Annotated in this window: 20 protein-coding genes; 18 read left to right on the forward strand and 2 right to left on the reverse strand. The window is 41.6% G+C overall.

What is annotated here, in order from left to right; translation table 11 throughout:
- Positions 1-15 precede the first annotated feature (15 nt).
- The gene (locus FGG15_RS03415; RefSeq protein WP_138833229.1) at positions 16-681 is read right to left on the reverse strand and encodes a uracil-DNA glycosylase; all 666 of its coding nucleotides are present in this window, start codon (positions 679-681) and stop codon (positions 16-18) included.
- Between the two features lie 72 nt (positions 682-753).
- On the opposite strand from FGG15_RS03415, the gene FGG15_RS03420 reads away from it, so the two are divergent.
- The 4 genes from FGG15_RS03420 (at position 754) to FGG15_RS03435 (ending at position 6,357) form a co-directional block, all read left to right on the forward strand.
- Positions 754-2,259 carry a YfcC family protein gene (locus FGG15_RS03420; RefSeq protein WP_138833231.1) on the forward strand — a complete coding sequence of 502 codons (1,506 nt, stop codon included), beginning with the start codon at positions 754-756 and terminating at the stop codon, positions 2,257-2,259.
- Positions 2,260-2,287: 28 nt separating this feature from the next.
- The gene (locus FGG15_RS03425; RefSeq protein ID WP_138833233.1) at positions 2,288-2,890 is read left to right on the forward strand and encodes a short chain dehydrogenase; all 603 of its coding nucleotides are present in this window, start codon (positions 2,288-2,290) and stop codon (positions 2,888-2,890) included.
- Positions 2,883-4,106 (forward strand): cytochrome-c peroxidase, encoded by a 1,224-nt coding sequence (locus FGG15_RS03430; RefSeq protein ID WP_138833235.1) that lies wholly within the window; start codon positions 2,883-2,885, stop codon positions 4,104-4,106. The genes FGG15_RS03425 and FGG15_RS03430 overlap by 8 nt, the downstream gene beginning before the upstream one ends.
- A gap of 79 nt (positions 4,107-4,185) precedes the next feature.
- Positions 4,186-6,357 (forward strand): endonuclease MutS2, encoded by a 2,172-nt coding sequence (locus FGG15_RS03435; protein ID WP_138833238.1) that lies wholly within the window; start codon positions 4,186-4,188, stop codon positions 6,355-6,357.
- Positions 6,358-6,528: 171 nt separating this feature from the next.
- Here FGG15_RS03435 and FGG15_RS03440 read toward each other — a convergent pair whose 3' ends face one another.
- Positions 6,529-8,229, reverse strand: a complete 1,701-nt coding sequence (locus FGG15_RS03440) for a thiol-activated cytolysin family protein (protein ID WP_138833239.1) — start codon at positions 8,227-8,229, stop codon at positions 6,529-6,531.
- A gap of 638 nt (positions 8,230-8,867) precedes the next feature.
- Here FGG15_RS03440 and FGG15_RS03445 point away from each other — a divergent pair.
- The 14 genes from FGG15_RS03445 (at position 8,868) to FGG15_RS03510 (ending at position 22,861) form a co-directional block, all read left to right on the forward strand.
- The gene (locus FGG15_RS03445; RefSeq protein ID WP_161991914.1) at positions 8,868-10,373 is read left to right on the forward strand and encodes a tetratricopeptide repeat protein; all 1,506 of its coding nucleotides are present in this window, start codon (positions 8,868-8,870) and stop codon (positions 10,371-10,373) included.
- Positions 10,374-10,520: 147 nt separating this feature from the next.
- Positions 10,521-11,324 (forward strand): helix-turn-helix transcriptional regulator, encoded by an 804-nt coding sequence (locus FGG15_RS03450; protein ID WP_138833241.1) that lies wholly within the window; start codon positions 10,521-10,523, stop codon positions 11,322-11,324.
- 72 nt (positions 11,325-11,396) lie between these two features.
- Positions 11,397-12,476, forward strand: coding sequence for a serine hydrolase domain-containing protein (locus tag FGG15_RS03455; RefSeq protein WP_138833242.1), 1,080 nt, complete (start codon positions 11,397-11,399; stop codon positions 12,474-12,476).
- 88 nt (positions 12,477-12,564) lie between these two features.
- Positions 12,565-13,992, forward strand: a complete 1,428-nt coding sequence (locus tag FGG15_RS03460; RefSeq protein WP_138833243.1) for a serine hydrolase domain-containing protein — start codon at positions 12,565-12,567, stop codon at positions 13,990-13,992.
- 22 nt (positions 13,993-14,014) lie between these two features.
- Positions 14,015-14,410, forward strand: a complete 396-nt coding sequence (locus tag FGG15_RS03465; protein ID WP_138833244.1) for a lipocalin family protein — start codon at positions 14,015-14,017, stop codon at positions 14,408-14,410.
- A gap of 202 nt (positions 14,411-14,612) precedes the next feature.
- Positions 14,613-15,419 (forward strand): endonuclease/exonuclease/phosphatase family protein, encoded by an 807-nt coding sequence (locus tag FGG15_RS03470; protein ID WP_161991915.1) that lies wholly within the window; start codon positions 14,613-14,615, stop codon positions 15,417-15,419.
- A gap of 635 nt (positions 15,420-16,054) precedes the next feature.
- A complete protein-coding gene (locus tag FGG15_RS03475; RefSeq protein WP_138833246.1) occupies positions 16,055-16,822 on the forward strand; it encodes a hypothetical protein in 768 nt (255 codons plus the stop codon).
- 152 nt (positions 16,823-16,974) lie between these two features.
- Positions 16,975-17,769: a cation efflux transmembrane domain-containing protein gene (locus FGG15_RS03480; protein WP_138833247.1), complete on the forward strand. Its 795-nt coding sequence runs from the start codon at positions 16,975-16,977 to the stop codon at positions 17,767-17,769.
- Positions 17,770-17,929: 160 nt separating this feature from the next.
- Positions 17,930-18,793 carry a Nif3-like dinuclear metal center hexameric protein gene (locus FGG15_RS03485; RefSeq protein WP_138833248.1) on the forward strand — a complete coding sequence of 288 codons (864 nt, stop codon included), beginning with the start codon at positions 17,930-17,932 and terminating at the stop codon, positions 18,791-18,793.
- Between the two features lie 69 nt (positions 18,794-18,862).
- Complete coding sequence (locus tag FGG15_RS03490; RefSeq protein WP_138833251.1) at positions 18,863-19,243, forward strand: DUF1428 domain-containing protein; 381 nt, start codon at positions 18,863-18,865, stop codon at positions 19,241-19,243.
- Positions 19,244-19,588: 345 nt separating this feature from the next.
- Positions 19,589-20,650 carry a ribosome small subunit-dependent GTPase A gene (gene rsgA, locus FGG15_RS03495; RefSeq protein ID WP_138833253.1) on the forward strand — a complete coding sequence of 354 codons (1,062 nt, stop codon included), beginning with the start codon at positions 19,589-19,591 and terminating at the stop codon, positions 20,648-20,650.
- A gap of 108 nt (positions 20,651-20,758) precedes the next feature.
- The gene (locus FGG15_RS03500; protein ID WP_138833255.1) at positions 20,759-21,007 is read left to right on the forward strand and encodes a hypothetical protein; all 249 of its coding nucleotides are present in this window, start codon (positions 20,759-20,761) and stop codon (positions 21,005-21,007) included.
- Positions 21,008-21,120: 113 nt separating this feature from the next.
- The gene (locus FGG15_RS03505) at positions 21,121-21,909 is read left to right on the forward strand and encodes an alpha/beta hydrolase (RefSeq protein WP_138833257.1); all 789 of its coding nucleotides are present in this window, start codon (positions 21,121-21,123) and stop codon (positions 21,907-21,909) included.
- A gap of 73 nt (positions 21,910-21,982) precedes the next feature.
- The gene (locus FGG15_RS03510) at positions 21,983-22,861 is read left to right on the forward strand and encodes a bile acid:sodium symporter family protein (RefSeq protein ID WP_138833259.1); all 879 of its coding nucleotides are present in this window, start codon (positions 21,983-21,985) and stop codon (positions 22,859-22,861) included.
- Positions 22,862-22,874: the final 13 nt, after the last annotated feature.

Genomic DNA, 22,874 nt, shown 5'->3' on the forward strand with positions numbered 1-22,874 from the left:
CTTTCAAGAAGTAATTCACCAACTTATTAACGTTTTTCCCATTTGGGCCAGCAACTTATTGGTGCTGCTAAAGTGCTGGTTACCAAACCAAAGCCCTCGATTTGCGCTTAAAGGGGAGGGATGACCGGAGGTAAGTATGCGGTGTTTGGTCTTATCTATGAGGGAAATTTTCTTTTTGGCAAAGCCACCCCAAAGCAAAAACACAATCCCATCCATTTGGGAGGATATGGTTTTGATCACAGCGTCCGTGAATTTCTCCCAACCCTTGTTTTGATGGCTTCCGGCTTGATGGGCCCGCACCGTTAAGGTGGCATTCAACAGTAATACCCCCTGTTGCGCCCAACGCTCCAAATTGCCGCTTTGTGGGTAGGGCTTTTCTACATCGGTCTTTATTTCTTTAAAGATATTCACCAATGAAGGTGGGTGGGAAATACCGTCTTTAACGGAAAAACAGAGTCCGTTGGCTTGATTTGGGCCATGGTAGGGATCCTGACCAATAACTACCACCTTGGTTTCGTAAAACGGGCAATGGTCAAAGGCAGCAAATATATCCTGCCCTTTAGGGTAGCAGGTATGCTGCTGATATTCCCCCTTCACAAATTGAACCAACTGTTCAAAATAGGTCTGCTCAAATTCAGATTGTAAGTGTTTCTTCCAGCTTGGCTCTATATGTACCTCCATTAATTTCTTTCATTTCCAAGGATAAAACTAAAAATAATATCTTTCTACTTTGCTAATTAATTATTAGGACTTATGGGCCAAACCAAAAAAAGGAAATTCCCTACCGCACATACTGTTTTGTTCATAATTGCAGCTTTTGTAGCACTCCTTACTTGGTTGGTTCCTGCTGGCCAATACGACCGTCTTGCGTACTCAGCGGATACGGACACTTTCCTCCAAACTAGTGAAGAAGTTCAAGTAACGTTGCCGGCTACCCAAGAAACTTTGGATGAATTGACCGTTAAAATTCCTATTGAAAAGTTTAGGACAGGGGCCATTTCAAAGCCTATTAGTATTCCAGGAACCTATAAAAAGCTCCAAGGCCAACCCCAGGGTTTGGTCAACTTCATTAAAGCACCGCTAAGAGGTATTTCCCAATCCATTGAGATTATTTTGTTGGTGCTAATCATTGGTGGCCTCATTGGAATTGTTAATGCGACCAAGGCCTTTGAAGCCGGAATAGCTGGGCTTGCACAACGTTTAAGGGGAAGGGAGTTTATCCTTATTATTATGGTTACTTTATTGGTTGCTTTGGGCGGGACCACCTTCGGTTTGGAAGAAGAGACCATCGCCTTCTACCCTATTTTAATTCCCATTTTTTTGGCTGCTCGATACGATGCCCTGGTTTGCATCGCATCCATTTATATCGGTTCTTCCATTGGTACATTGGCATCCACAATTAACCCATTTAGCACTATTATTGCCTCGGATGCCGCTGGTATCAATTGGACCGAGGGACTTACGGATAGATTGGTTATGCTTAGTCTTGGACTAGTAATTTGCATTCTCTATATCACGCGTTACGCCCAAAAAGTAAAAAGGAACCCTTCGCAATCCTTAATTTATGATCAACGGAATGAAATAGAACAAATTTATCCCGCCATCAACATGGATAAGATTACCCCGCTCACTCTTAAATTAAAACTGGTGCTTTTTATTTTTGCCAGTTGTTTTTTTGTGATGGTATATGGGGTGTCTCAATTGGGATGGTGGTTTTTGGAAATGACTTCAGTCTTTTTGGCGGCTGCTTTGCTTATTGGCCTAATCGCCCGATTAAATGAAAAACATTTTGTCACGGAATTTATGAATGGTGCCAAAGATCTATTGAGTGTTGCCTTTATTATTGGCATTGCTCGGGGAATTACCGTTTTGATGGAAGATGGACAAATTAGTGATACACTTTTGTTTTATGCCAGTCAGTTCACCTCAACTATGCCACAAGGATTGTTTATCAACGTAGCCTTTATAATGTACACTGGCCTTACGTTCTTTATCCCATCCTCCTCTGGAATGGCAGTTTTGACGATGCCCATTATGGCTCCTTTGGCGGATAGCGTGGGAATTGGACGGGAACTCATGGTCAGTGCCTATCAGTATGGCGTGGGCTTGTTCAAAATCATTAATCCAACAGGAATAATATTGGCATCTTTGGCCTTGGTCAATGTAGGTTATGACAAGTGGTTGAAATTTGCTCTACCTCTGGTATTGTTATTGGCCATCTTAGCTATGGTCGTGCTTACAATTGGTGTCTATTTTTAATACCTTCGAATAAACATATTCAATTGTTATGAAAATCTTGATCATAGGCGGTAAAGGAACCATCGGCAACAAGGTAGTATCACATTTTTCCAAGGGTGATGAAGTCCTCATGGCTGGCAGAAGTTCTGGGGATATCAGTGTAGATATTTCCCAAAGTGCCTCCATTGAAAGTATGTTCCAAAAAATTGGAAAGCTGGATGCCATTGTGTGCATTGCTGGCGAAGCCAAATGGGACGACTTTGACCAACTTTCCGAAGAAGACTATTACATAGGGATACGAAGCAAGCTCATGGGACAGGTCAATTTGACCAGAATTGGACAACAGTACCTAAATCCCGGAGGGTCAATAACCCTGTCCACCGGTGTTTTAGCCGATGACCCAGTGGTAAAAACAGCCAGTGCTGCCATGGTCAATGGGGCCATCCATAGTTTTGTACAAGCGGCGGCTTTGGAACTCCAAAACGGAATTCGGCTTAATGTGGTGTCCCTTGGACTGGTCATTGACGCTTATGAAAAATACAAGGATTATTTTCCAGGCCATACCCCAATATCTATGGAAAAGGCTGTGAATGCTTACATCAAAAGTATCAAGGGCAAAGAAAACGGAAAAGTAATACGGGTTTATGGGTGAAAATACATCTTCCAAGAACCGTTTTGCCCATCTACAAGGACTATTTTTAATTGCCGCGGTTTTTATTCCCTTAGGTTGTGGCGGCCCCAAAGCAAAAGAGCCAGAGATTACAAAAACTAAAGTTGATGTTCCCGTTTTTACCGCACTACCCCAAGAAGTTCCTTACCCTCAGGACAATCCCCCCAGCAGGGACAAAGAAATTCTGGGTAAGCTCCTGTTTTATGACCCTATCTTATCCGGAGACAAAGATGTAAGCTGTGCCACCTGTCATCATCCGGAAATGGGCTATGCAGAATTTCTGGATATATCCATAGGCCCTAACGCCCAGGGTATGGGAAGTAAGCGGAACTTCCTGGAGCCCAATTCAATTCCCTTTGTTAAGCGCAACGCTCAAACCATACTCAACACAGCTTTTAATGGGATGCAAGGCCACCAAACCGTGGAAGCTAAAAATGCTCCCATGTTTTGGGACGATAGGGTTCAAAGTTTGGAAAAACAGGCTTTGGAACCCATCAAAGCGTTGGAGGAAATGCGCGGCCCACACTTTACTGAAGAAGAAATCCTGCAGGTGGTTGTGGGTCGGTTACAACATATTCCAGAATATCAGGAACTTTTCAAAAAAGCCTTTGATGGGGAAAATCCCATTTCAGTTTCAAACCTTGGTAAGGCCATTGCCTCTTTTGAACGTACCCTGGTCGCCAACAATTCCAGATTTGACCAGTATATGAATGGAGACAGGTCCGCCATTTCTTTATTGGAAAAAGACGGTTTTGAACAATTTAAAAAAGTGGGCTGTGCCAATTGCCATAACGGCCCTATGTTTTCGGATTACAAATTTCATGTCCTCGGGGTTCCGGAAAACAAAAAACTACCCCTCCCGGATTTGGGGCGGGCCGACAAGCAAAGGGTGGATAGTTTTGCATTTAGAACACCATCACTGCGAAACCTTCGGTTTACAGCTCCCTACATGCACAATGGGAGCTTTATGGATCTGAGACGGGTCTTAGAGTTTTATGAGGATATTGCCCATAGGAAAATTCGGAATAAGAATGTACCAAAGTCCAAATTTGATCCCCTGGTTGCTGAACTTAAGCTTTCCGTGAAGGAAATGAGCCAGATCATCTCCTTTTTAAATACCCTTAACGATCCAGATTTTGACAAATCCATTCCGGAAAGGGTGCCTAGTGGCCTTCCGGTTGGAGGCCATATCCAATAAGGCAATGTCAACAGATGTTCCATGTATTCCCTTTGATTGGAGGTATGAATGGCTATCTTTGCCCCGCGAGTAAATAAACATGCAGAAAATACACCCCAAGACACTTCAAGATTTAGAGTTCCCCACTGTACTGGAGCAGGTTGCAGCACGGTGTAATACGGAATTGGGCAAATTGGAAGCCGCAGAGATTCGCCCATTGACAGACATCGCATTCCTGACGAACATTTTGGGGCAAACATCAGAGTATCTCGCTTCTTTCTCCAATGACAACCGGATTCCCAACCACGGGTTTGACCATATCAATAGTGAACTTAAGCTGCTGGGTATTGAGAACACCACTTTGGAAATTTCAGGCTTTAGACGGATTGCCTCTATTTGCAAAACGGTGGAACTCCATCAAAAGTTTCTAAAGAAATTCAAAGAATACTATCCTCTGCTCTTTGAGTACTCCAGCCAATTGGAAGGTAATTCCCAAATTCCTTCCTCCATAGATTCGGTTATAGACAAGTTTGGGGAAATAAGGGATTCTGCTTCCGAAGAATTGAAACATCTCCGAATCCAAATCAATGAGGTTAGAGCCAAGATCAATCAAAGTTTTGCTGCAGCTTTGGGTCGATACCAAGGACAAGACTATTTGGATGAAATCAGGGAGTCTGTAGTGGAAAACCGAAGGGTATTGGCAGTAAAGGCCATGCATCGGAAAAAAGTAAAGGGAACAGTCATGGGGACTTCCAAGACAGGAAGCATTATCTATATTGTTCCGGAAGCCACTTTGAGTCATACACGGGAATTGAACAATCTGGAATTTGAGGAAAAGGAAGAAATCCAACGTATCCTTAACCAACTTACCAATGACATCCGTCCTTTTCAAGAACTTTTACGAGCTTATCAAGCCTATTTAAGCCACATCGATATTACTGCGGCCAAGGCTAAGTATGCATTGGAAATGGACGCACTGCTTCCAGAGATAAATGACCAGAAGGAATTATATCTCAGGGAAGCCTACCATCCACTCTTGTACATGACCAACAAGCTGAAGAATGAAAAAACCTGGCCGCAAAGCATTCAGCTGCATCATGAAAACCGAATCATAGTAATCTCCGGACCCAATGCTGGAGGAAAAAGTATAACCCTAAAGACCATTGGCTTACTTCAAGTAATGCTTCAATCAGGGTTGTTAATCCCTGTTCATGAAAGAAGTACGGTTTGCTTGTTCGACAAAATATTGACGGATATAGGAGATAACCAATCCATAGAAAACCATCTGAGCACCTATAGCTATCGACTCAAGAACATGAACCAGTTTTTGAAAAAGTGCAATGCCAAAACCTTGTTCTTGATTGATGAGTTTGGGACCGGAAGTGACCCGGAGTTGGGAGGTGCCCTTGCAGAAGCGTTTCTTGAAGTATTTTACGAAAGGGCAGCGTACGGGGTGATTACTACCCACTATGCCAACCTTAAAGCGCTTGCGGACGAGCTTCCTCATGCTACCAATGCCAATATGTTGTTCAATTCCAAAACGCTAGAACCTACTTTTCAATTGATTTTGGGAGAAGCCGGTAGTTCTTTCACCTTTGAGGTCGCCCAAAAAAATGGTATTCCCTATAGTCTGATCAACAAGGCCAAAAAGAAAATAGAACGCGGGAAAGTGCGATTTGATGCCACAATAGCCAAGCTTCAGAAAGAGCGTAGTAAAATGGCCCAAACCGGTTCCAGACTGCAAGAAGAGGAAACCAAAGCGAGGGATGAGGCCGAACGTCTGGAAAAACTGAATGCCAAGATCAAATCCAAATTGGAAAATTATCAGGAGTTGTACGATCACAACCAACGAATGATCCATCTGGGAGATAAGGTCAACACGGCAGCTGAGCGGTACTTTATCGACAATAAAAAAAGGCCATTGATTTCGGAGCTCCTTCGCATTGTGGAAACCGAGAACAGCAAGCGCAAAAAGACCACTGCAAAGCAGTCCAAGGCCAAGCAAGCACAAAAAAAGGTGGTAGCCCAAGAGTTGGAGAAAAAAATCGTTAAGGTCCGCCAGGAAAAGAAAATAGAGAAGAAAAAAGCCATCCAAAAGGAAAAGAACAAACCCAGACCAATCTTTAAAATTGGTGACCGTGTACGTATGATGGATGGAAAAGCTGTAGGCAGTATTGATACTTTGGAAAAAGGAAAGGCCGTGGTCAATTATGGCATGTTTACCACCCAGGTCAGTGTGGATCAGTTGGAGTTGGTGGAAGCCAAAAAGTAAACAGTTAACAATCTACAGTTAACAGCTATCAATTATTTTACAATGAGGATATTTATTGAACATTGATTATTGATTACTGCTCATTGTACATTGTAAATTGTTTATTGACCATTGAAAAACAGCCGGCATCAGGTTGTTGAACCCAACCTGAGCGGCCAGCTGCATCTTTGATTACTTCTCTGTTATTTTATAATAAACAGTTATTCCGTCCTCAAAACTATGGCTATAATAGTATTCACCTGGCAATATGGCCTCAGTATCTTCTATTAAATTAGCATCTTTAGCTTCTTGTTCACTTAAGGCATTTTCACCAAGATCGTCCAAATAAGCCCTTCCCGATTTTGCGCCTAAATCATCAAAGCCTATCAACTCATTATCATATAGATGCCCTCTGTATTCAAAATAGTCCGCGCTTTTATTCGGTCTGTACGGTTCAATGTCATAGGTGAAAAACTCATCATCTATTGGATTGTCGTCAAAATAATAATGGTTGTCATCACCACCTTTTACGTTTACCCTTTCGTCACTGCTATTTTCACGGTTCCACCAGGCATTATCCACACCAGGGTTATCGGTATTGGATCGTACAAAATCGTTATTGGCATCAGACCACATCCTAATTTCCAGGTTTCCGTACAGCTCTCTATTGGTAAGTGTTGAGCCAGCAATCTTTACTAATTTTAATTCATATTGTGGCCAAGCCAAGTCGCAAGTGCGCACTGGATATTCGGAAGCCAAGACCACTCTGGCAATTGGGAAATCATTTTTGATATACCTTAAGGTATATGCTAAGGGTTTTCCTGGGGAATCTTTGGAGTAATTGCCCCCATTGATAATATAACTATGGACACCTGAAGGGCCTTCAATAACTCCTACTGCATCTTCAGCGGACCCGCCAATAACCAAAGCTTCAATCTTTGACTCGCTAATGATTTTATTATAATCTACGTTGGTTCCACCCTCACCACTTGAACTTCCTTGACTAAAGGAAAGCGCAAATGCCGATTTTACATCCAAAGTGCTATAATTGGATTCAACAGTATATAAAACCATACGACCGTATACCACGCTCGAAACCATAACAGGACTAGTGCTGTTTAGATTGGGTAGTGCTGTAAAAAGAGAGCCTGGATCATCATTAGGTGGCAAGGTCATATCTATGGTATAGTACTCTTGAAAAAACTTGATCACATATTTGTAATTGTATGTTGAGCTCTCAAAATCGAATGAACCCGAAATATCCCTATTACGATCACGATAGTTTGCTCTTAAGGCAATATCCAAATGCTCTTGAGAGTGTACCTCTTGAATGGTAAAATTCAAATCGGCTGGGGTAGCCCCGTCCACACCTTGTGCCAATAAGGAATTTACACTATTTCTTACACCATCTAAATCAGGATCTTCAACTTCCACCGAAGCGGTACCATTTATATTTTCCAATGATATGGATAATGTAATGGGTGCTCTCCCTCCATTTAAGCCAACATATTCTCCAGTGGGTATTGATTCTCCTTTGAGCATGGCGCCAGGGTAAATTACTCCATTGGCAGGATCCAAGGAAAGCATTTCGTCATAACCGGGAGCTGCCTTGTACTTTTTCACAACGCATTCAAACTGTCCGTTCCTTTCCGGAGTGTCGTCATCCTCTATGAGTTCGGGATTGGCAATTTCCATGGGTTGGGAAAAGTTCTGCAGATTGTTCAAGTCAGCGTTAAAATTTGAAGGTGTAACATCGTCATCATCGATGACTACTTCATCATCCGAAATTGGTGGGTCGGTACTGTCTTTGCTGCACGCAACAAAGATTGAAAAAGACATGCCCAATAATATGATTAGCATTCCTACTTTTAAAAGGGGGTGATTTGTTTTCATAATACTTTGGTTTTTAGGATTCAACACCCCAAACCTAGATGAGAAAATCCCCCACCCCTAATTTTTGGCATGGACAAAGTATGGACAAGCAGCATGGATTTCATTGAAAAGCATCATGGACAGTACGTTTTTTATAAAGTAGGTGAATTCAATGAAATACCAATAAAATAGGGGTATTTCAGGGATTGATGTTAAACTATTCAATTTCAAATCCATGGACTTTTTATGGACAAAGCATTTTTACACCATGGAATTCAATGTTCTTGGAGAACATATAATCGGTATCTTGGTTTTATAATCAACCTCCCATGAAAATAAAATCCACAGTTCTGGCTTGCTTTCTTTTAGTCAATTACCTAAATTCTCAAAAGGTAATTTACAACCTCCCTGCTAAACAAGGGTCATTAATAGAACAAGGAAAAAAATGTATTAATGAAAAAAAATTAGATTGTAATTCCTATTTTGAAAAGGCGATATCAGAATCAAAGAAGGATCAAAATGATTCTGTCTTAGCCCAGACATTCTTTGAAATATGCAATGTTCTTGATTTTGTAGGAAATAATGAAGAACACATTTCATATGCAAAAAGAGGATTGGAACTCAATGGAAAAAATCATCCCTTGGTTACAAATCGTCTTTTGAGGGAATTAGGTTATGCGTATTCCAGAATTGGTATAATCGATAGTCTCATTCCCGTTTACAATAGAGCCATTTATTGGGCAGAATATGCTAATGATAGCAGTGAAATTGCTATTAGCCGAATCCGATTAGCGAGTTCATATAGAAGAATTGGTAACATTACAAAGTCAATAGAACTTCTTATTGAGTCAAGACCTTTTGTAAAGGCCAGCCGGGATATTCACCGTGAAAGTGGTCTTTTATTTACTTTGGCAAATGCATACACATCCAATGGAGATTATGAACTTGCTGTAAAATATTACCAAGAGGCAGCGGATGGGTTTATAAAAGCCGAAGATTTGGGGATGTATGCCGCAAGTATAATTAGCCTTTCTGTTTCTGAAATTGAGAATGGCAATCATAAACCTGCTTTGCAAAAAATTCCAGAAGGAATTACCATTTTGGAAGAAGAAGGTGATAAAAATGGCGCCCTATACGGGAAGTCGCACTTAGGCTACGCATACTATTTGAACAAAGAATACAATCAAGCCATAGCCACTTTGAACACAGCTATAAAAGAATCCCAAATTGTTGATAATAAAATACTGGAAAACATGAATAGGCGATATCTTGCCCAGACTTATATAGAGTTGGGCGAGAACGAGCTTGCATTAAAAGAAACTTCCATTGTTTATAAGGAAGAAAAAGAACGAGGTATATCTGATGCCTATTTGAATATTTTGAAGACCCATGCCAAGGCACTGCATGCCAACAACAAAAATGCAAGTTCCGTACAAGTATATCAAGAGTATATTACCGCAAAAGACTCCATTTTTACCATTGAGAAAGAAAAAGAAATTGCCAGTATGCGGGAATTCTATGAGTCAGAAAAGAGAGAGAATGAAATCGCCCTGCAAGAAGAAGAAATAAACACTTTAAATGAAAAAGCAAGGGCGGACAATCTGCAAAAGGGACTCTACGCTGGGGGTATGACCTCTGCCATAGCCCTTTCAGGATTAATGGTTTTTGGTTTCCGACAGCGCATCAAAAAGAACCGGATTGCTCGAGAAAAACAAGAAGAAATCTATAAAAAGGAAATCGAACACAAACAAAAGGAACTGGCCAGTCAAACTCTTCATTTAGTTCAAAAAAACACCTTTATCCAAGAACTCAAAGAGAATCTGGAAAACCTTAAAAACTCCCCGGAAAAATTTAAGGTGGAGTTCCGCCGGATTGTGATGCTTCTTAAAAAGCAAAACGCCTCTGACAAGGATTGGGAAGTGTTTAAGTCCTATTTCTCTGAAGTGCATAACGACTTTGACCAAAAGCTCAAAACACTGTATCCAGACATTTCAGAAAAGGAAATCCGGTTGGCTGCCTTTTTACGGATGAATTTGACTACCAAAGAGATTGCAGCAACGTTGAACGTGCTCCCGGATAGTATCCTAAAATCCAAATACCGACTCAAAAAGAAATTGGACTTGGATAAGGATATGGATCTCACTACATTTTTGAACACCCTATAAGGACTAGCGCTATAAGCTTCGATTTCTTTTTCTAGCTACAGAGTCTTTGGTCTTGATTTTGAAAGAAAATTAGCCGAAATTCGTTCGCGGCAGATATAGCTCATAAAACGGGACAAGATAGTTTTCGTTAGTTGCATGCTCTAGTAAATGAAAATTCTAACCAAGGGAAAATATTACGGAAGTCCAAACTCAGAAGTATCCTTTAATGGGGTTTTGTTGTCGCAGTATACCTATACGGGAGATAAAACGGACTGGCATTACCATGAAAACCCATACTTTATGTATGTACTGCATGGAAACATGAAGGATAGCAATACCAGAGTGCAAACACTCTGCCCTTCCGGTAGCTTAATGTTCAATAATTGGCAAGAAGCCCACTATGGGTCCAAACACTCCGACAAAGCCAGTGGCTTCCATCTGGAGTTTGAGGTGGATTGGCTCAAAACAAACGGAATCCCATTGCATCTCTTGGAAGGTAGCCAACTCATTGAAAACCCACAATTACATGTTCTTTTCGCCAGATTATATCGCGAATTCGTACTTTCAGATGACTATAGTGAAGTGTCTGTTGAGGTTTTATTGCTTCAAATCTGTGAAGCTTTGGGTAACCAAAAAGAAATAAACACCCTGGACAATCCCATATGGGTAGATGGCTTAAAAGAATTACTGCATTATGACAGTTCCTCGCTTAGTCTTGATTATTTATCTTCTGAGCTAAATATCCATCCTGTACATATCTCTAGAGCGGCCTCAAAATATCTGTCCATGAGTCTTGGAGAATATATAAGACAACAGAAAATCAAAAAAGCTATCCCCCTTTTGCTGGATCCTTCCAATTCATTGACGACAATTACATATCAATTGGGTTTTTCGGACCAAAGCCATTTTACCCGCACCTTTAAAGCCTATATGAACAACACTCCCAGCGCTTTTCGGAAACAGATGATTTGACCCAATGTTAAATCTGTTCTATTTTGATGGCAATTTCCATGGTACATTGACGGCTCAAAAAACAATCAAATCATGAATAAACTAATTGTAGTCTTTTTTGTTTACCTGTTCTCAATCCAAAACGCTTGTTCACAGTTGGATTTTACTTCTCCCAGTGGAACTTCCCACCCGCTTTTGTCCAAAATGGACAGCACCATTAAATCTGGAAAATACGAACGAATAACCAGTGTTTTGGTTGCGCAAAATGGCGAACTCCTTTTTGAAAATTATTACAACGGCGCAGATTCAAATTCGAAACATAATACGCGCTCTGCTACCAAGACCATGGCTACCCTGCTTACTGGGATTGCCATTAAACAGGGGTACATCCAATCCGAAAAGGATAAAATATTCAAATATCTTGGACACAAGACCCCAGTGAAAAACCCGGATGATCGCAAGTCAGGGATTACCCTAGAAGATTTGCTCAGTATGAGTTCCATTTTGGAATGCAATGATTTTAATAGTTACTCCCGAGGCAATGAAGAGCGCATGTATGTTATCGAGGACTGGACCGGCTTTTTAGTGGACTTGCCCGTTAGAGCGTACCCCTTTGAGCCAAAACCCGAAGACCAACCCTATGGCAGAGCTTTCAGTTATTGTTCGGCGGGGGCTGCTGCGATGGCTGATATAGTACAGCGTGCGGTGGGCATGCCAGCAGACCAATTTGCAAAGCAAAACCTTTTAGATCCGTTGGGGTTCGAAGATTATGTCCTGCATTACACCCCGGAGGGAGTTTTAAACACCGCAGGGGGAAGCGAATACAAAAGCAGAGATCTATTGAAGCTTATTCAACTCTGCTTAAATAAAGGGGTATGGAATGGCCAAGAAATCATTCCAGCTGCCTGGCTACAAAAGGCGACCACTCCCAAAGTTAGGGTAAGGGATGGAGTGGAATACGGTTACTTGTTTTGGCTAAGAAGTTTTGGTGAAAATCAGCAGCATTACTCCTACCATATGTCAGGGAACGGAGGGCAGAAACTGTTGGCCATTCCCGAATTAAATGCGGTTATGGTTATTACAACTACCAACTACGGAAATAGAAATGCACATAACTACACAGATGAATTGGTAAACGAGTACATTGTACCGGCACTGACCGATCAACAATAAAGTGGGCAGATACCGCCTCGCCTAATGAAATTTCAGCTCAAAAAGCAATTGAAGAAAATACCTTAACTTTTGGTATTATTTGCTGATTATGAGAATATTGACCATCAAATTGTTTTATGGGTTGCTTATCGTCTGCATTGTTGGTTTGACGCAATGCAAGCCTTCACCAGAAAAACCTAGTCAAGATCTGAATCTTATGGTATCCAAACTGGATTCCTTGGGTAAATCCATTTTGGAAGGTGGAGGAGTTGTTGGTTTTTCGGTAGCTATCATGAAGGGGAATGATACCCTGTTTAACCGCGGATTTGGTTTTACCGACACAACACGAACCCAGCCAGTTACCAACTCCACCCGCTTTAAGATTGCATCCATCTCCAAGTTGTTAGGTTCCACCTTGGTGATGAAACTTGTGGAAGAAGGCAAGCTTTCCCTTGATCAAAACCTTATCGAACTCCTGCCCGATTTTCCAAATCCCGAACAAGGGAAAAAAATCACCTTGGAGCATCTGATCAGCCATACATCGGGATTACCTGAATATGCTACCGAGATTGATTCCACATATGTGAGGACCGGGGCAATTCCAAACAAACAGGACTTCTATACCTTTTTTAAAGCAAATGATTTGATTTTTGAACCCGGCTCCAACTATAGCTACTGTAACTCAGGTTTTCTATTGATGGGAATGATCGTGGAACGCATAAGTCAACGGAGTCTGCAACAGGAGTTTGATAGGGTAATCAACAAATCCGATAGCATGGATTTAAGACTTATCGAAGAAGCAGCCACTCTGCCTGATATGTCCCCTTATTGGGAAAAGAAAGGTACCCGGTTCATCCCCTACCCGCACTGGCCTTGGATAAAAGGGGATGGAGGTTTAACGGCAACTTCCATTATGTTGGCACAATTCCCAAGGCAATGGAGTTCCGGAAAGTTCATTGACAGCGCTTCCTTTCAAGAAATGGCAACCCCAAGAATACTTACAGATGGTATTGAAACGGGTTACGGCCTAGGTGTACGCAACGGGGAGCTCTTTGGGGAAAGGATCATTGGCCATACAGGAGGGCATAAATCCACCTATGCCATTATGGTGTATTTCCCAGAACGGGACATGACCTTTGTAGTGTTCACCAATACAGATAACACTCCTACCAGTGCCAGAAAGATTTTTGGGGAATTTGCCGCTGTATATTTGGGCGACAGTATTTCTACGGACACCATCCAAACGCAAACTTTGAACAATCCCTCAAACTACAGTGGATCCTATTTAGGGTATGATTCCAAAATTGAAAGAACCATTCAAGTCAAAATAGATGAAAATGGAAATCTAGCTTATTGTATGGGCGATACCTGCTACCCCATGACTTATTTAGGCAATAACAAATTCTGGATTGAGCAATGGCCTTATGACCTGATTACTTTTGAGGTGGATGATGTTGGACGGGCAGTGGCCCTAAGAGAATATTATACCGGTTTCTACGTCTTGGTAAGAAAAAGAAGCAACCCATTCCCTAAATGACGTCTAAAAAGAAATCAACCATATGAAAAGAATTGCTACCCTAGCTTTTGCAATCATTTTGGTGCTTTCCTGTAGCAATGATGACATTTATGCCGAAAGCGATATTGTGGGAACCTGGAAACTGATTCAAATTAAGGCCGACCCAGGGGATGGCAGTGCTGAGTTCCGTTCTGTGAAAAGTGAAAAGACCATTCAGTTTAAAAGTAACGGCACCGTAAGCACCAATACCTCTTTATGCGACCCCTATTCCGAAGAAATTAGAACCGCAGGCAAGTTTGATCTTGAAAACTTGACGATTACCACCAATTGCGAAAATCCAAACATCGCCACCATAAGCTTCGAATGGCAGGATGAAACCCTGGTTTTAAACTTTATTTCCAACGAAGGTTATTCCCAAAAATTCCAGAAGATTGACTAGGTAGCCCACCCACTTTTTTATGCAGCACTTGGTTGTACGGCTTAATTGAACGAACTTAGTTGGGATTACCCACGTTGCTCACTTCATACCCAACCCAATGAACCGAAACCCAACTTTCCCCCTGTCCCTTCTCCTTATTATTTTACTTTCCTTCAGTTGTTTTGCGCAGCAAAACCAAAGCGAAGTACAAAACCTAAAAGTGATGAGCTATAACATCTGGAACGGCTTTGAGTGGGGAAAGGACACGGAGAGAAAAGCCCAATGCATTGATTGGATCAAGAGCCAAAAACCAGATGTCTTGGCCCTTCAGGAATTGTGTGGCTACACGGAAGAGATGCTCAAAGAGGATGCATTGCAATGGGGACATTCGTATGTGCAATTGCTTAAAACGGAAGGCTACCCAACCGCCCTTACATCCAATCGACCCATTCAACTAAAAGAACGAAAAGTAGAAGGATTTTGGCACGGCCTGTTGCACTGCCAGACGTATGGAATAGACTTTTACGTCGTCCACCTCTCCCCTGCCGATGCAGCATTTAGACTGCACGAAGCCCAAATGATCACCCAGCGCATACAGGAAAGTCAACCTGATAACTTCGTTATTCTCGGGGATTTCAATGCCACTTCCCCCTTTGATGCTCAAGCCTTGGAAAATAACGATGTGCTACGGGAAAAATACCGCCCCAAAGCTGCCGATGCCAAACACTCCAACCTAAGGAACGGGAATTTTGACTATTCAACTATTGCCGAATTTCTGGCCCTCCCGGCAGTGGATTTGGCATTGAACAAGGTCGACTTGGTTACCCAAGGCCACACCTTTCCCACTCCTGCCCTAATTGGAAAATACAACCATACCGACAAATCCATTGCAGAAAACAGGGTGCGAATTGACTACATATTGGCAAACCCAGAGCTGGGAAATTCTTGTACCAGCTTTAAAATCTTCAATCAAAAGGAGACGCACGGATTGTCAGATCATTATCCCGTGATGGCGGAGTTCAAGCTCTAGGAAAGAACAAGTTCAAGTTCAAAGCTCAAGACTCAAGACTCAAGACTCAAGACGCTAGATGCTGGATGCTGGATGCAAGATGTTAGATGTTAGATGTTAGATGTTGGACGTTAGACTTAAAACTCCAAGCAGCAAATTCCAAAAACCTGTACTGAGCGCCTGCCTCCCGAAGTCTCGTACCGAGGACTGGCAGTCGAAGTTTCCAACAATCCAACTGTCAGTTCGAGCTCAGTCGAGAAGCAAGAGGGAAGACCCAAGACCCAAGACGCTGGATGCTGGATGTTGGATGTTGGATGTTGGACGTTAGACTTAAAACTCCAAGCAGCAAATTCCAAAAACCTGTACTGAGCGCCCGCCTCCCGAAGTCTCGTGCCGAGGACTGGCAGTCGAAGTTTCCAACTATCCAACTGTCAGTTCGAGCACCGTGTCTGCCGACAGGCAGGCAGTCGAGAACCCAAATCAGAAGCGCCAAATTCCAACAAGTGTAAACCGTCAGCTGTCAACTAATGGCTTTCAATTTTTAACTATCCATTTCCAACTGTTTCATAGTTCCATACGGGAGAAAAATTTCAATTTAAAAAGGGGTAACTTGTGGATATCAACAACCCGTTGTAATCAAAAAGGTGACCTACCCCATGAAAAAACTGAAGTACATCATTGTAACCATTGCTCTACTGATTCTGGTTCTATCAATTGTTGCAAATATCCCTGAAAACCGAAAAGAATTTAAAACAACACATTTTAATTTCCACTATAGCAGCGGTATTGATTCCCTCAGCGTTGTAGGACTCTCAAAAGCATTGGAAGTTAGTTATTCAAGGGTAAGCAGCAATCTAAGGACAACTCCTGCCGAGCGCATTGAAGTGAACATCTACGCCCAAAGATGGAGATATTTTCAAGCTACAGGGCATTGGGGCGCTTCGGGGAGTATTGAGGGAATAGCTAAACTTCATTTTATGGAAAATGCTTGGCTGGATACTGAGATTTCTAAAATTGCCGTGCACGAATTTGTTCATGCTGTGGTTCTTAAACTGCTCATTGACAGAGAACCTAAACCTTTGGATTCCAAACGGTTTGATGAGAAATTTCTAACTTTTCCGGTATGGCTTTGGGAAGGGTTAAGTGTTTATGAGGCCGAGCAATTTTATGAGCCTAAAACCTTGGCGTATTTTGACAACGGTAATTTTCCCCAAATTTCGGAATTAAACAATCGTTCTGCCGGTCAAAAGATATATACCTGCGGTTATACCCTGATCGAGTACATCTTTGAAACATACGGTAGGGACAAATTAATTGAACTGGTTGCATCTTACGGAGACCTAAAAAAGACTCTTAACCTAACAGAAGAACAATTCTCAAGCAATTGGTATGAGTTTATTAAAGACAAGTACGAATTGAGATGATAAAATATATTCGCTAACCCCGCTCCCATAGTTGTCTGTGCTTTGCCAAGCCAAACCTAGGAGTAACCTGTGAATTAATTAATTTTACAACAGTCCAAAAGAAATCATAGCCCAGACTGTTGCGGTCAACACAAAGAAATCCATACAACTGAATGAACAAAACCGTATTTGAGATTTCCAAAATGGATTGTCCTTCAGAGGAAAATCTAATCCGATTAAAATTGGACGAAATTTCAGGTATTGCCCATCTGGACTTTGACATTCCCAACCGAAAATTGACTATTTTTCATAGCGGACCGGCCCACGCTATAGAACAGTCCATTTTACAACTGAATCTGGACGGAAAGAAAATCGCTACCGAACCAACCCTCCAAACCGAATTTGAAGAAAATAAGGCCCAGAAAAGGTTGCTCTGGACCGTCCTTGCCATAAATTTTTCCTTTTTCCTTATTGAAATGACAACTGGGCTGATTTCAAAATCCATGGGACTTGTTGCAGATAGTTTGGATATGCTCGCCGATAGTTTTGTTTACGGTATCAGCCAGTTGGCTGTGGGCGGGACATTGACCAGAAAGAAACGGATAGCCAAAATTGCGGGGTATTTTCAAATCACTCTCGCAGTTATCGGATTTATGGAAGTGCTGAGACGCTTTTTTGGAGCAGAGGAGCTACCGGACTTTTCCACCATGATCATTGTTTCCGTTTTGGCCTTAATTGCAAACGGAATTTGCCTTTACATTTTGCAAAAGTCAAAAAGCAAGGAGGAGGCACATATGAAAGCGAGCATGATTTTCACCTCCAACGATGTGATCATCAACTTGGGGGTGGTCATAGCAGGACTTTTGGTAAATTGGTTACATTCAAACAAACCTGACCTAATCATTGGGACCATCGTTTTTGTTTTGGTAATCCAGGGTGCATTTCGAATATTGAAGTTAGGGAAATGAGCTTAACACTGCGCTCCCGCAGAATCAATTCACCGGGTCAAATCAGGTGTATCTTGTGGGCCAATACATTGTAAGTATGCTAGAACCTACCAACTACGTAAAATGTGGTAAATTGGGGATATAGACCAATAATCAGCAACAACCGATTCAAAACAAAAAAATGAAATTACTTTTCAACCTTTTGCTATGTGCATTGCCCATAGTTCTTTGGAGTCAAAACGGTTCCACCCAATCTGCCAATACTGCAGAACAACTCATTGAAAGCATAATAAAAGAAACAGCTGCTACAGAGGTACCCAACACCGTAGATATTATTAAAGAAGGAAACCCGGAAACGGAAATTACCGGTATAGCAACCTGTATGTTTGCCACCATGGATGTTTTAAGAAAAGCGGTGAAGAAAAACTGTAATCTTATCATTGTTCATGAACCTTTGTATTACAACCACTTGGATGAAACGGCACAATTTCAAAAGGATTCGGTTTTTCTTGAAAAAAAGAAATTTATAAATGACCATAAGTTGGTAGTTTGGCGTTTCCACGACTATATTCATCGCATTCCGTTTGATGGAATTGTTACTGGAATTACGGAAAAATTGGACTGGGAAGACCATAGGGCCAATGACAATCCGTACAAGTTTTCTTTTCCCAACATCACATTGATGAGTCTTTTAAAAAAATTGAAGACTACGTTTCCTGAAAACAATTTTCATGTGATTGGAGACCCAGAAATGGATCTATCCAATGTAATGTATATACCAGGATCATCCGGTAGCCAAGTCCATATTAGCCAACTGCAGGACCCCAATGTTGATGTTGTAGTCGCCGGGGAGGTGCCTCAGTGGGAAACCTATGAATATGCCAGGGACGCGGTTTTACAAGGAAGAAAAAAAGCGGTTGTTTTCATTGGGCATATCAATTCGGAGGAATACGGTATGAAATTCTGTGCGGATTGGTTGGGCAAGTTCGTTAAGGATATACCTGTCCATTTTATCGAGTGCGGTTCTTCATATTGGTCATACTAAAAGTAACTGAAAGGCAAGATTTAAATAGTTAAAACGGTGTTGAATTTACAATCCAAAACAAAATATACCATGACAAACTATATAGACGGCTTTGTTTTTCCAATTCGAAGTATTTATTTGGAAGAATATCAAAATGTGGCAGAAAAAGTCGCTGAAATTTGGAAAGAATTCGGGGCAACTGCCTACTTTGAATTTGTTGGGGACGACATGAAATTGGAAGGCACCAAGTCTTTTATGGAAGCTGTGGGCACCAAAGAAGACGAGGAAATTGTGTTTGGTTGGGTGGTTTTTCCATCCAAAGAAGTACGTGACCTTGCCAACAAAAAAGTTCCTCAAGATCAAAGAATGGCAGACTTAGTTGGACCATTGGTCAATCCTAAAAAATTGATTTTTGATGCCAGCAGAATGGTCTATGGTGGATTTAAACCCCTAGTAAACTCAGACGGGTAAACAGGAAAATGGAAAATCGACTCATCAAGAGTACTTCGCCTTGCTCAATCCAGGTGCAAAGGGCCTATCTAATCATTAAGACTTCCAAATGGAAGAAATATTCCCTAATTTTACATCATATCAGACTTTATGTCCACTACACAAATTTCATATTTGGATATTGTAAAATAAGATAGTCCGTTACTCGATTGACTATCACCCCTCCACTTCAGGTCATCACCTGAGGCAAAATCACCTATTTACATTTTACAAACATTTTTTTGATGGTTATCCGCATTAGCTTGACCCTACTCTATTGTTTGGGCACTCGGGCACCGGTAACGATCAAAGCAAAACAAATATGATATGAAATTAGAAGCATTGGGCTATAATAATGAAATCAAAAATAGTCTAGACATTGGACTCGAAGGGCTTGAAATTGGACGTGTAATCACAGAACATAAGGAAAGATATCTTGTACAGTCCGAAAAAGGGGAATTTGAAGCAGAAATTACAGGAAACCTAAGGTATACGGCAGCAGGGCGTGCAGACTTTCCGGCTGTTGGGGATTGGGTGGCTCTCATGGTTTTTGACACCCATAGTGCCATTATCCACAAAGTTTTGCCCCGTTTCTCAGTATTGTCCAGAAAGGCAGTCGGAGTTACGGCGGACATTCAAATCATTGCCACTAATATTGACTTTGCCTTTATTGTACTTTCCGTGGATGAAGACTTTAGTCTTAATCGAATGGAACGGTATCTCACCCTATGCCATTCTTCCTGTATTCAACCCATAATCATACTTAACAAGATGGATTTGGTGGCTGAAGACAGACTATCGGAGTTAATGGGACAGCTTAAAAATAGATTTGAAGAAATTCCGGTACTTGGAATAAGTGCCTCCACGACACAAGGTCTTAAAAGAGTCAGAGAGATAATTGAAGTCGGAAAAACTTACTGCCTTTTGGGATCCTCCGGTGTTGGGAAATCGACCTTGGTCAATGCCTTATCCCAAAAACGGCTGATGGAGACCAAGAAGGTCAGCGACTATTCCAAAAAGGGACGGCATACCACCACCCATAGGGAATTGGTGGTTTTGGAAAATGGCGGAATTCTGATTGACAATCCAGGGATGAGGGAAGTTGGACTTCCAGATGTTTCGAATGGTTTGGATAAAACCTTTGAAGATATACTAGATCTAGCAGCACATTGTAAATTCAAGGATTGCACTCATACCGTGGAAACAGGTTGTGCCGTAACCCAAGCGGTAGAAAGTGGTGATATAGATAAATCAGCTTATGAAAACTACCTGAAATTGAAACGGGAGCAAGTACATTTTGATTCCACTATTGCCGAAAAACGAAAAAAGGACAAGGATTTTGGTAAGATGATAAAACACTTCAAGTATATTAAAAAGTCCAATAAATAGATATTCCTGCTCCTGTATGGTCTTGCGCTTTGCGGGAGCAGCTTGTCTTTTGTGTTCTCGGATTATTTGAAAACTATTAAATTGCCCTGGCAAGTAAGTTAAGTTTGTATGGTCCCAGGTCTTATTCTTATCCTTTTATTTTTGATATGGCTGTTTCATGGCAGGTATTATTCAGAATACGACCCTACCGACGATGATACCGAAATGGATTTAAAACCGTCTAGAAAATTCTGGGAGTACATGGCACGATTAGATAAACTGGGTAAAACAATTCTTGCCATTATAGCCCTGCTGCTTGGGCTGGTATTCATTCTCAACGATGTTTCTGGCTATCTTGAATGGGGTAGGTTGTTTTAGCGTCAGCTATTTTGATAGCATAAAAGGCCGTTCCCTCCATCACTTCCTAAGGACTAAATTGCTTTACGGGGTTTAGTTGTATCTTGTATGACATCATCAAAATACAATAGATCATGAGAACTTGGTCCATCACCGTAATAGGCGCGTTGCTTCTAATGGGCTCTTGTAGAAAAGAAGTGAAACAAGAAACAGTAACCGAACCTGAACTCAGCAGGGAAATCAGTTTTTATACTCCGGATAGCATCCAAATCTTCGGTGATTTATATGAATTGGACAAACACGGGAAAACCATTCTGCTTTTCCATCAAGGAGGGTCCAATGCACGGGGGGAATATGAACCTATCATCCCAACTTTAATTCAAAAAGGCTACAACATTTTAGCAATAGACCAACGCGTGGGCGGACAATTTTACGGGAATTACAACCGCACCCTTGCCAACATTCCCACCAATGGTTTTGGAGATGGATACGGGTATTGCGATGCCTACAACAATCTGGAAAGTGCTTTGGATTTTATTATAGACTCCGGGTTTACGGGAGATAAAATTGTTTGGGGAAGTAGTTACAGTGCTTCGCTTGGTATACATCTGGCCAACAACAGACAGCAAGATATCCGTGCGGTGTTGGCATTTTCACCGGCATCTGGTAATTCGATGAAGGATTGCCTACCAAATGCGCATTTCGAAACCATAAAAATACCACTACTACTTCTAAGACCTCCCCATGAAATGGAGCGGGAAACCTCAAAATTGCAATCGGAATTGGCCAAGACCCATGGTCATAAAACCTTTGTGCCCCAACATGGCGTGCATGGTTCTTCTATGTTAGTGGCCTCAAGAGTAGGCAGCAATGTTGACGAAACGTGGAAGGTGGTGTTCTCTTTTTTGGATACGTACCAATAAATAGTATCTTCAAAGCCAATAACCATCAAACGTAGCTTTTGCTGCCACTAACGCATACCAATAACCAATACATATGACCGCAGCCGAACTTGTGGGCAAGGTATTCTTACCCTTATCTCTTGCCATTATAATGTTGGGTATGGGAATGACTTTGGTTCCCGCCGATTTTACCCGAATCATTAAATATCCCAAGGCTATTTTGCTTGGGCTTACCAACCAATTATTGTTTTTACCCTTAATTGGATTTGCGTTGGCCATCATTTTTGAATTAAATCCGGTTACGGCCATAGGACTGATGATTCTTGCTTCCTGCCCGGGAGGGCCAACGAGTAATTTAATAACACAGGTGTGCAAGGGGAATATCGCACTGTCAGTAACTCTTACCGCCATTGCCAGTTTTGTAAGCATCTTGACCATTCCCTTTATCCTTTCCTACGCCCTGGCCTATTTTGGCAGTACTACGGATATTGCAATTAAACTACCCATAATGGATACAATCATACAGATTATGGGAATCACGGTGATCCCCATTTCAATTGGGATGTTCATACGAAGACGTAGGACGGAATTTGCTAAACGTATGGAAAGACCCATGCGGATTGCCTCAACAGTAATTTTTATTCTGGTTTTTATTGCCGTATTGGCCGCCAATTCGGAAAAACTCGTGGAAGGCATGAAAGAAGCTGGACTGGTTACCCTGATACTGAATTTAGCAACCATGGGGTTGGGATACATGACCGCCAAGTTGTTTAAATTAAATCTAAAAAACGTAATTTCCATTACAATTGAAAGTGGCATACAAAATGGCACCCTGGCCTTTGTAATTGCCACATCCATACTTAACAATATTGAAATGGGAATTCCAACTGGAGCCTATTCCATTTGGATGTTTATTACTGGGGGATTTTTGATGTGGTATTTTGGAAAAAGATCGGATGTGGATGCCAAATAACCCAAGTCGCAAC

It is taken from the genome of Flagellimonas algicola (genome assembly GCF_005937185.1).
Classification (GTDB): domain Bacteria; phylum Bacteroidota; class Bacteroidia; order Flavobacteriales; family Flavobacteriaceae; genus Flagellimonas; species Flagellimonas algicola.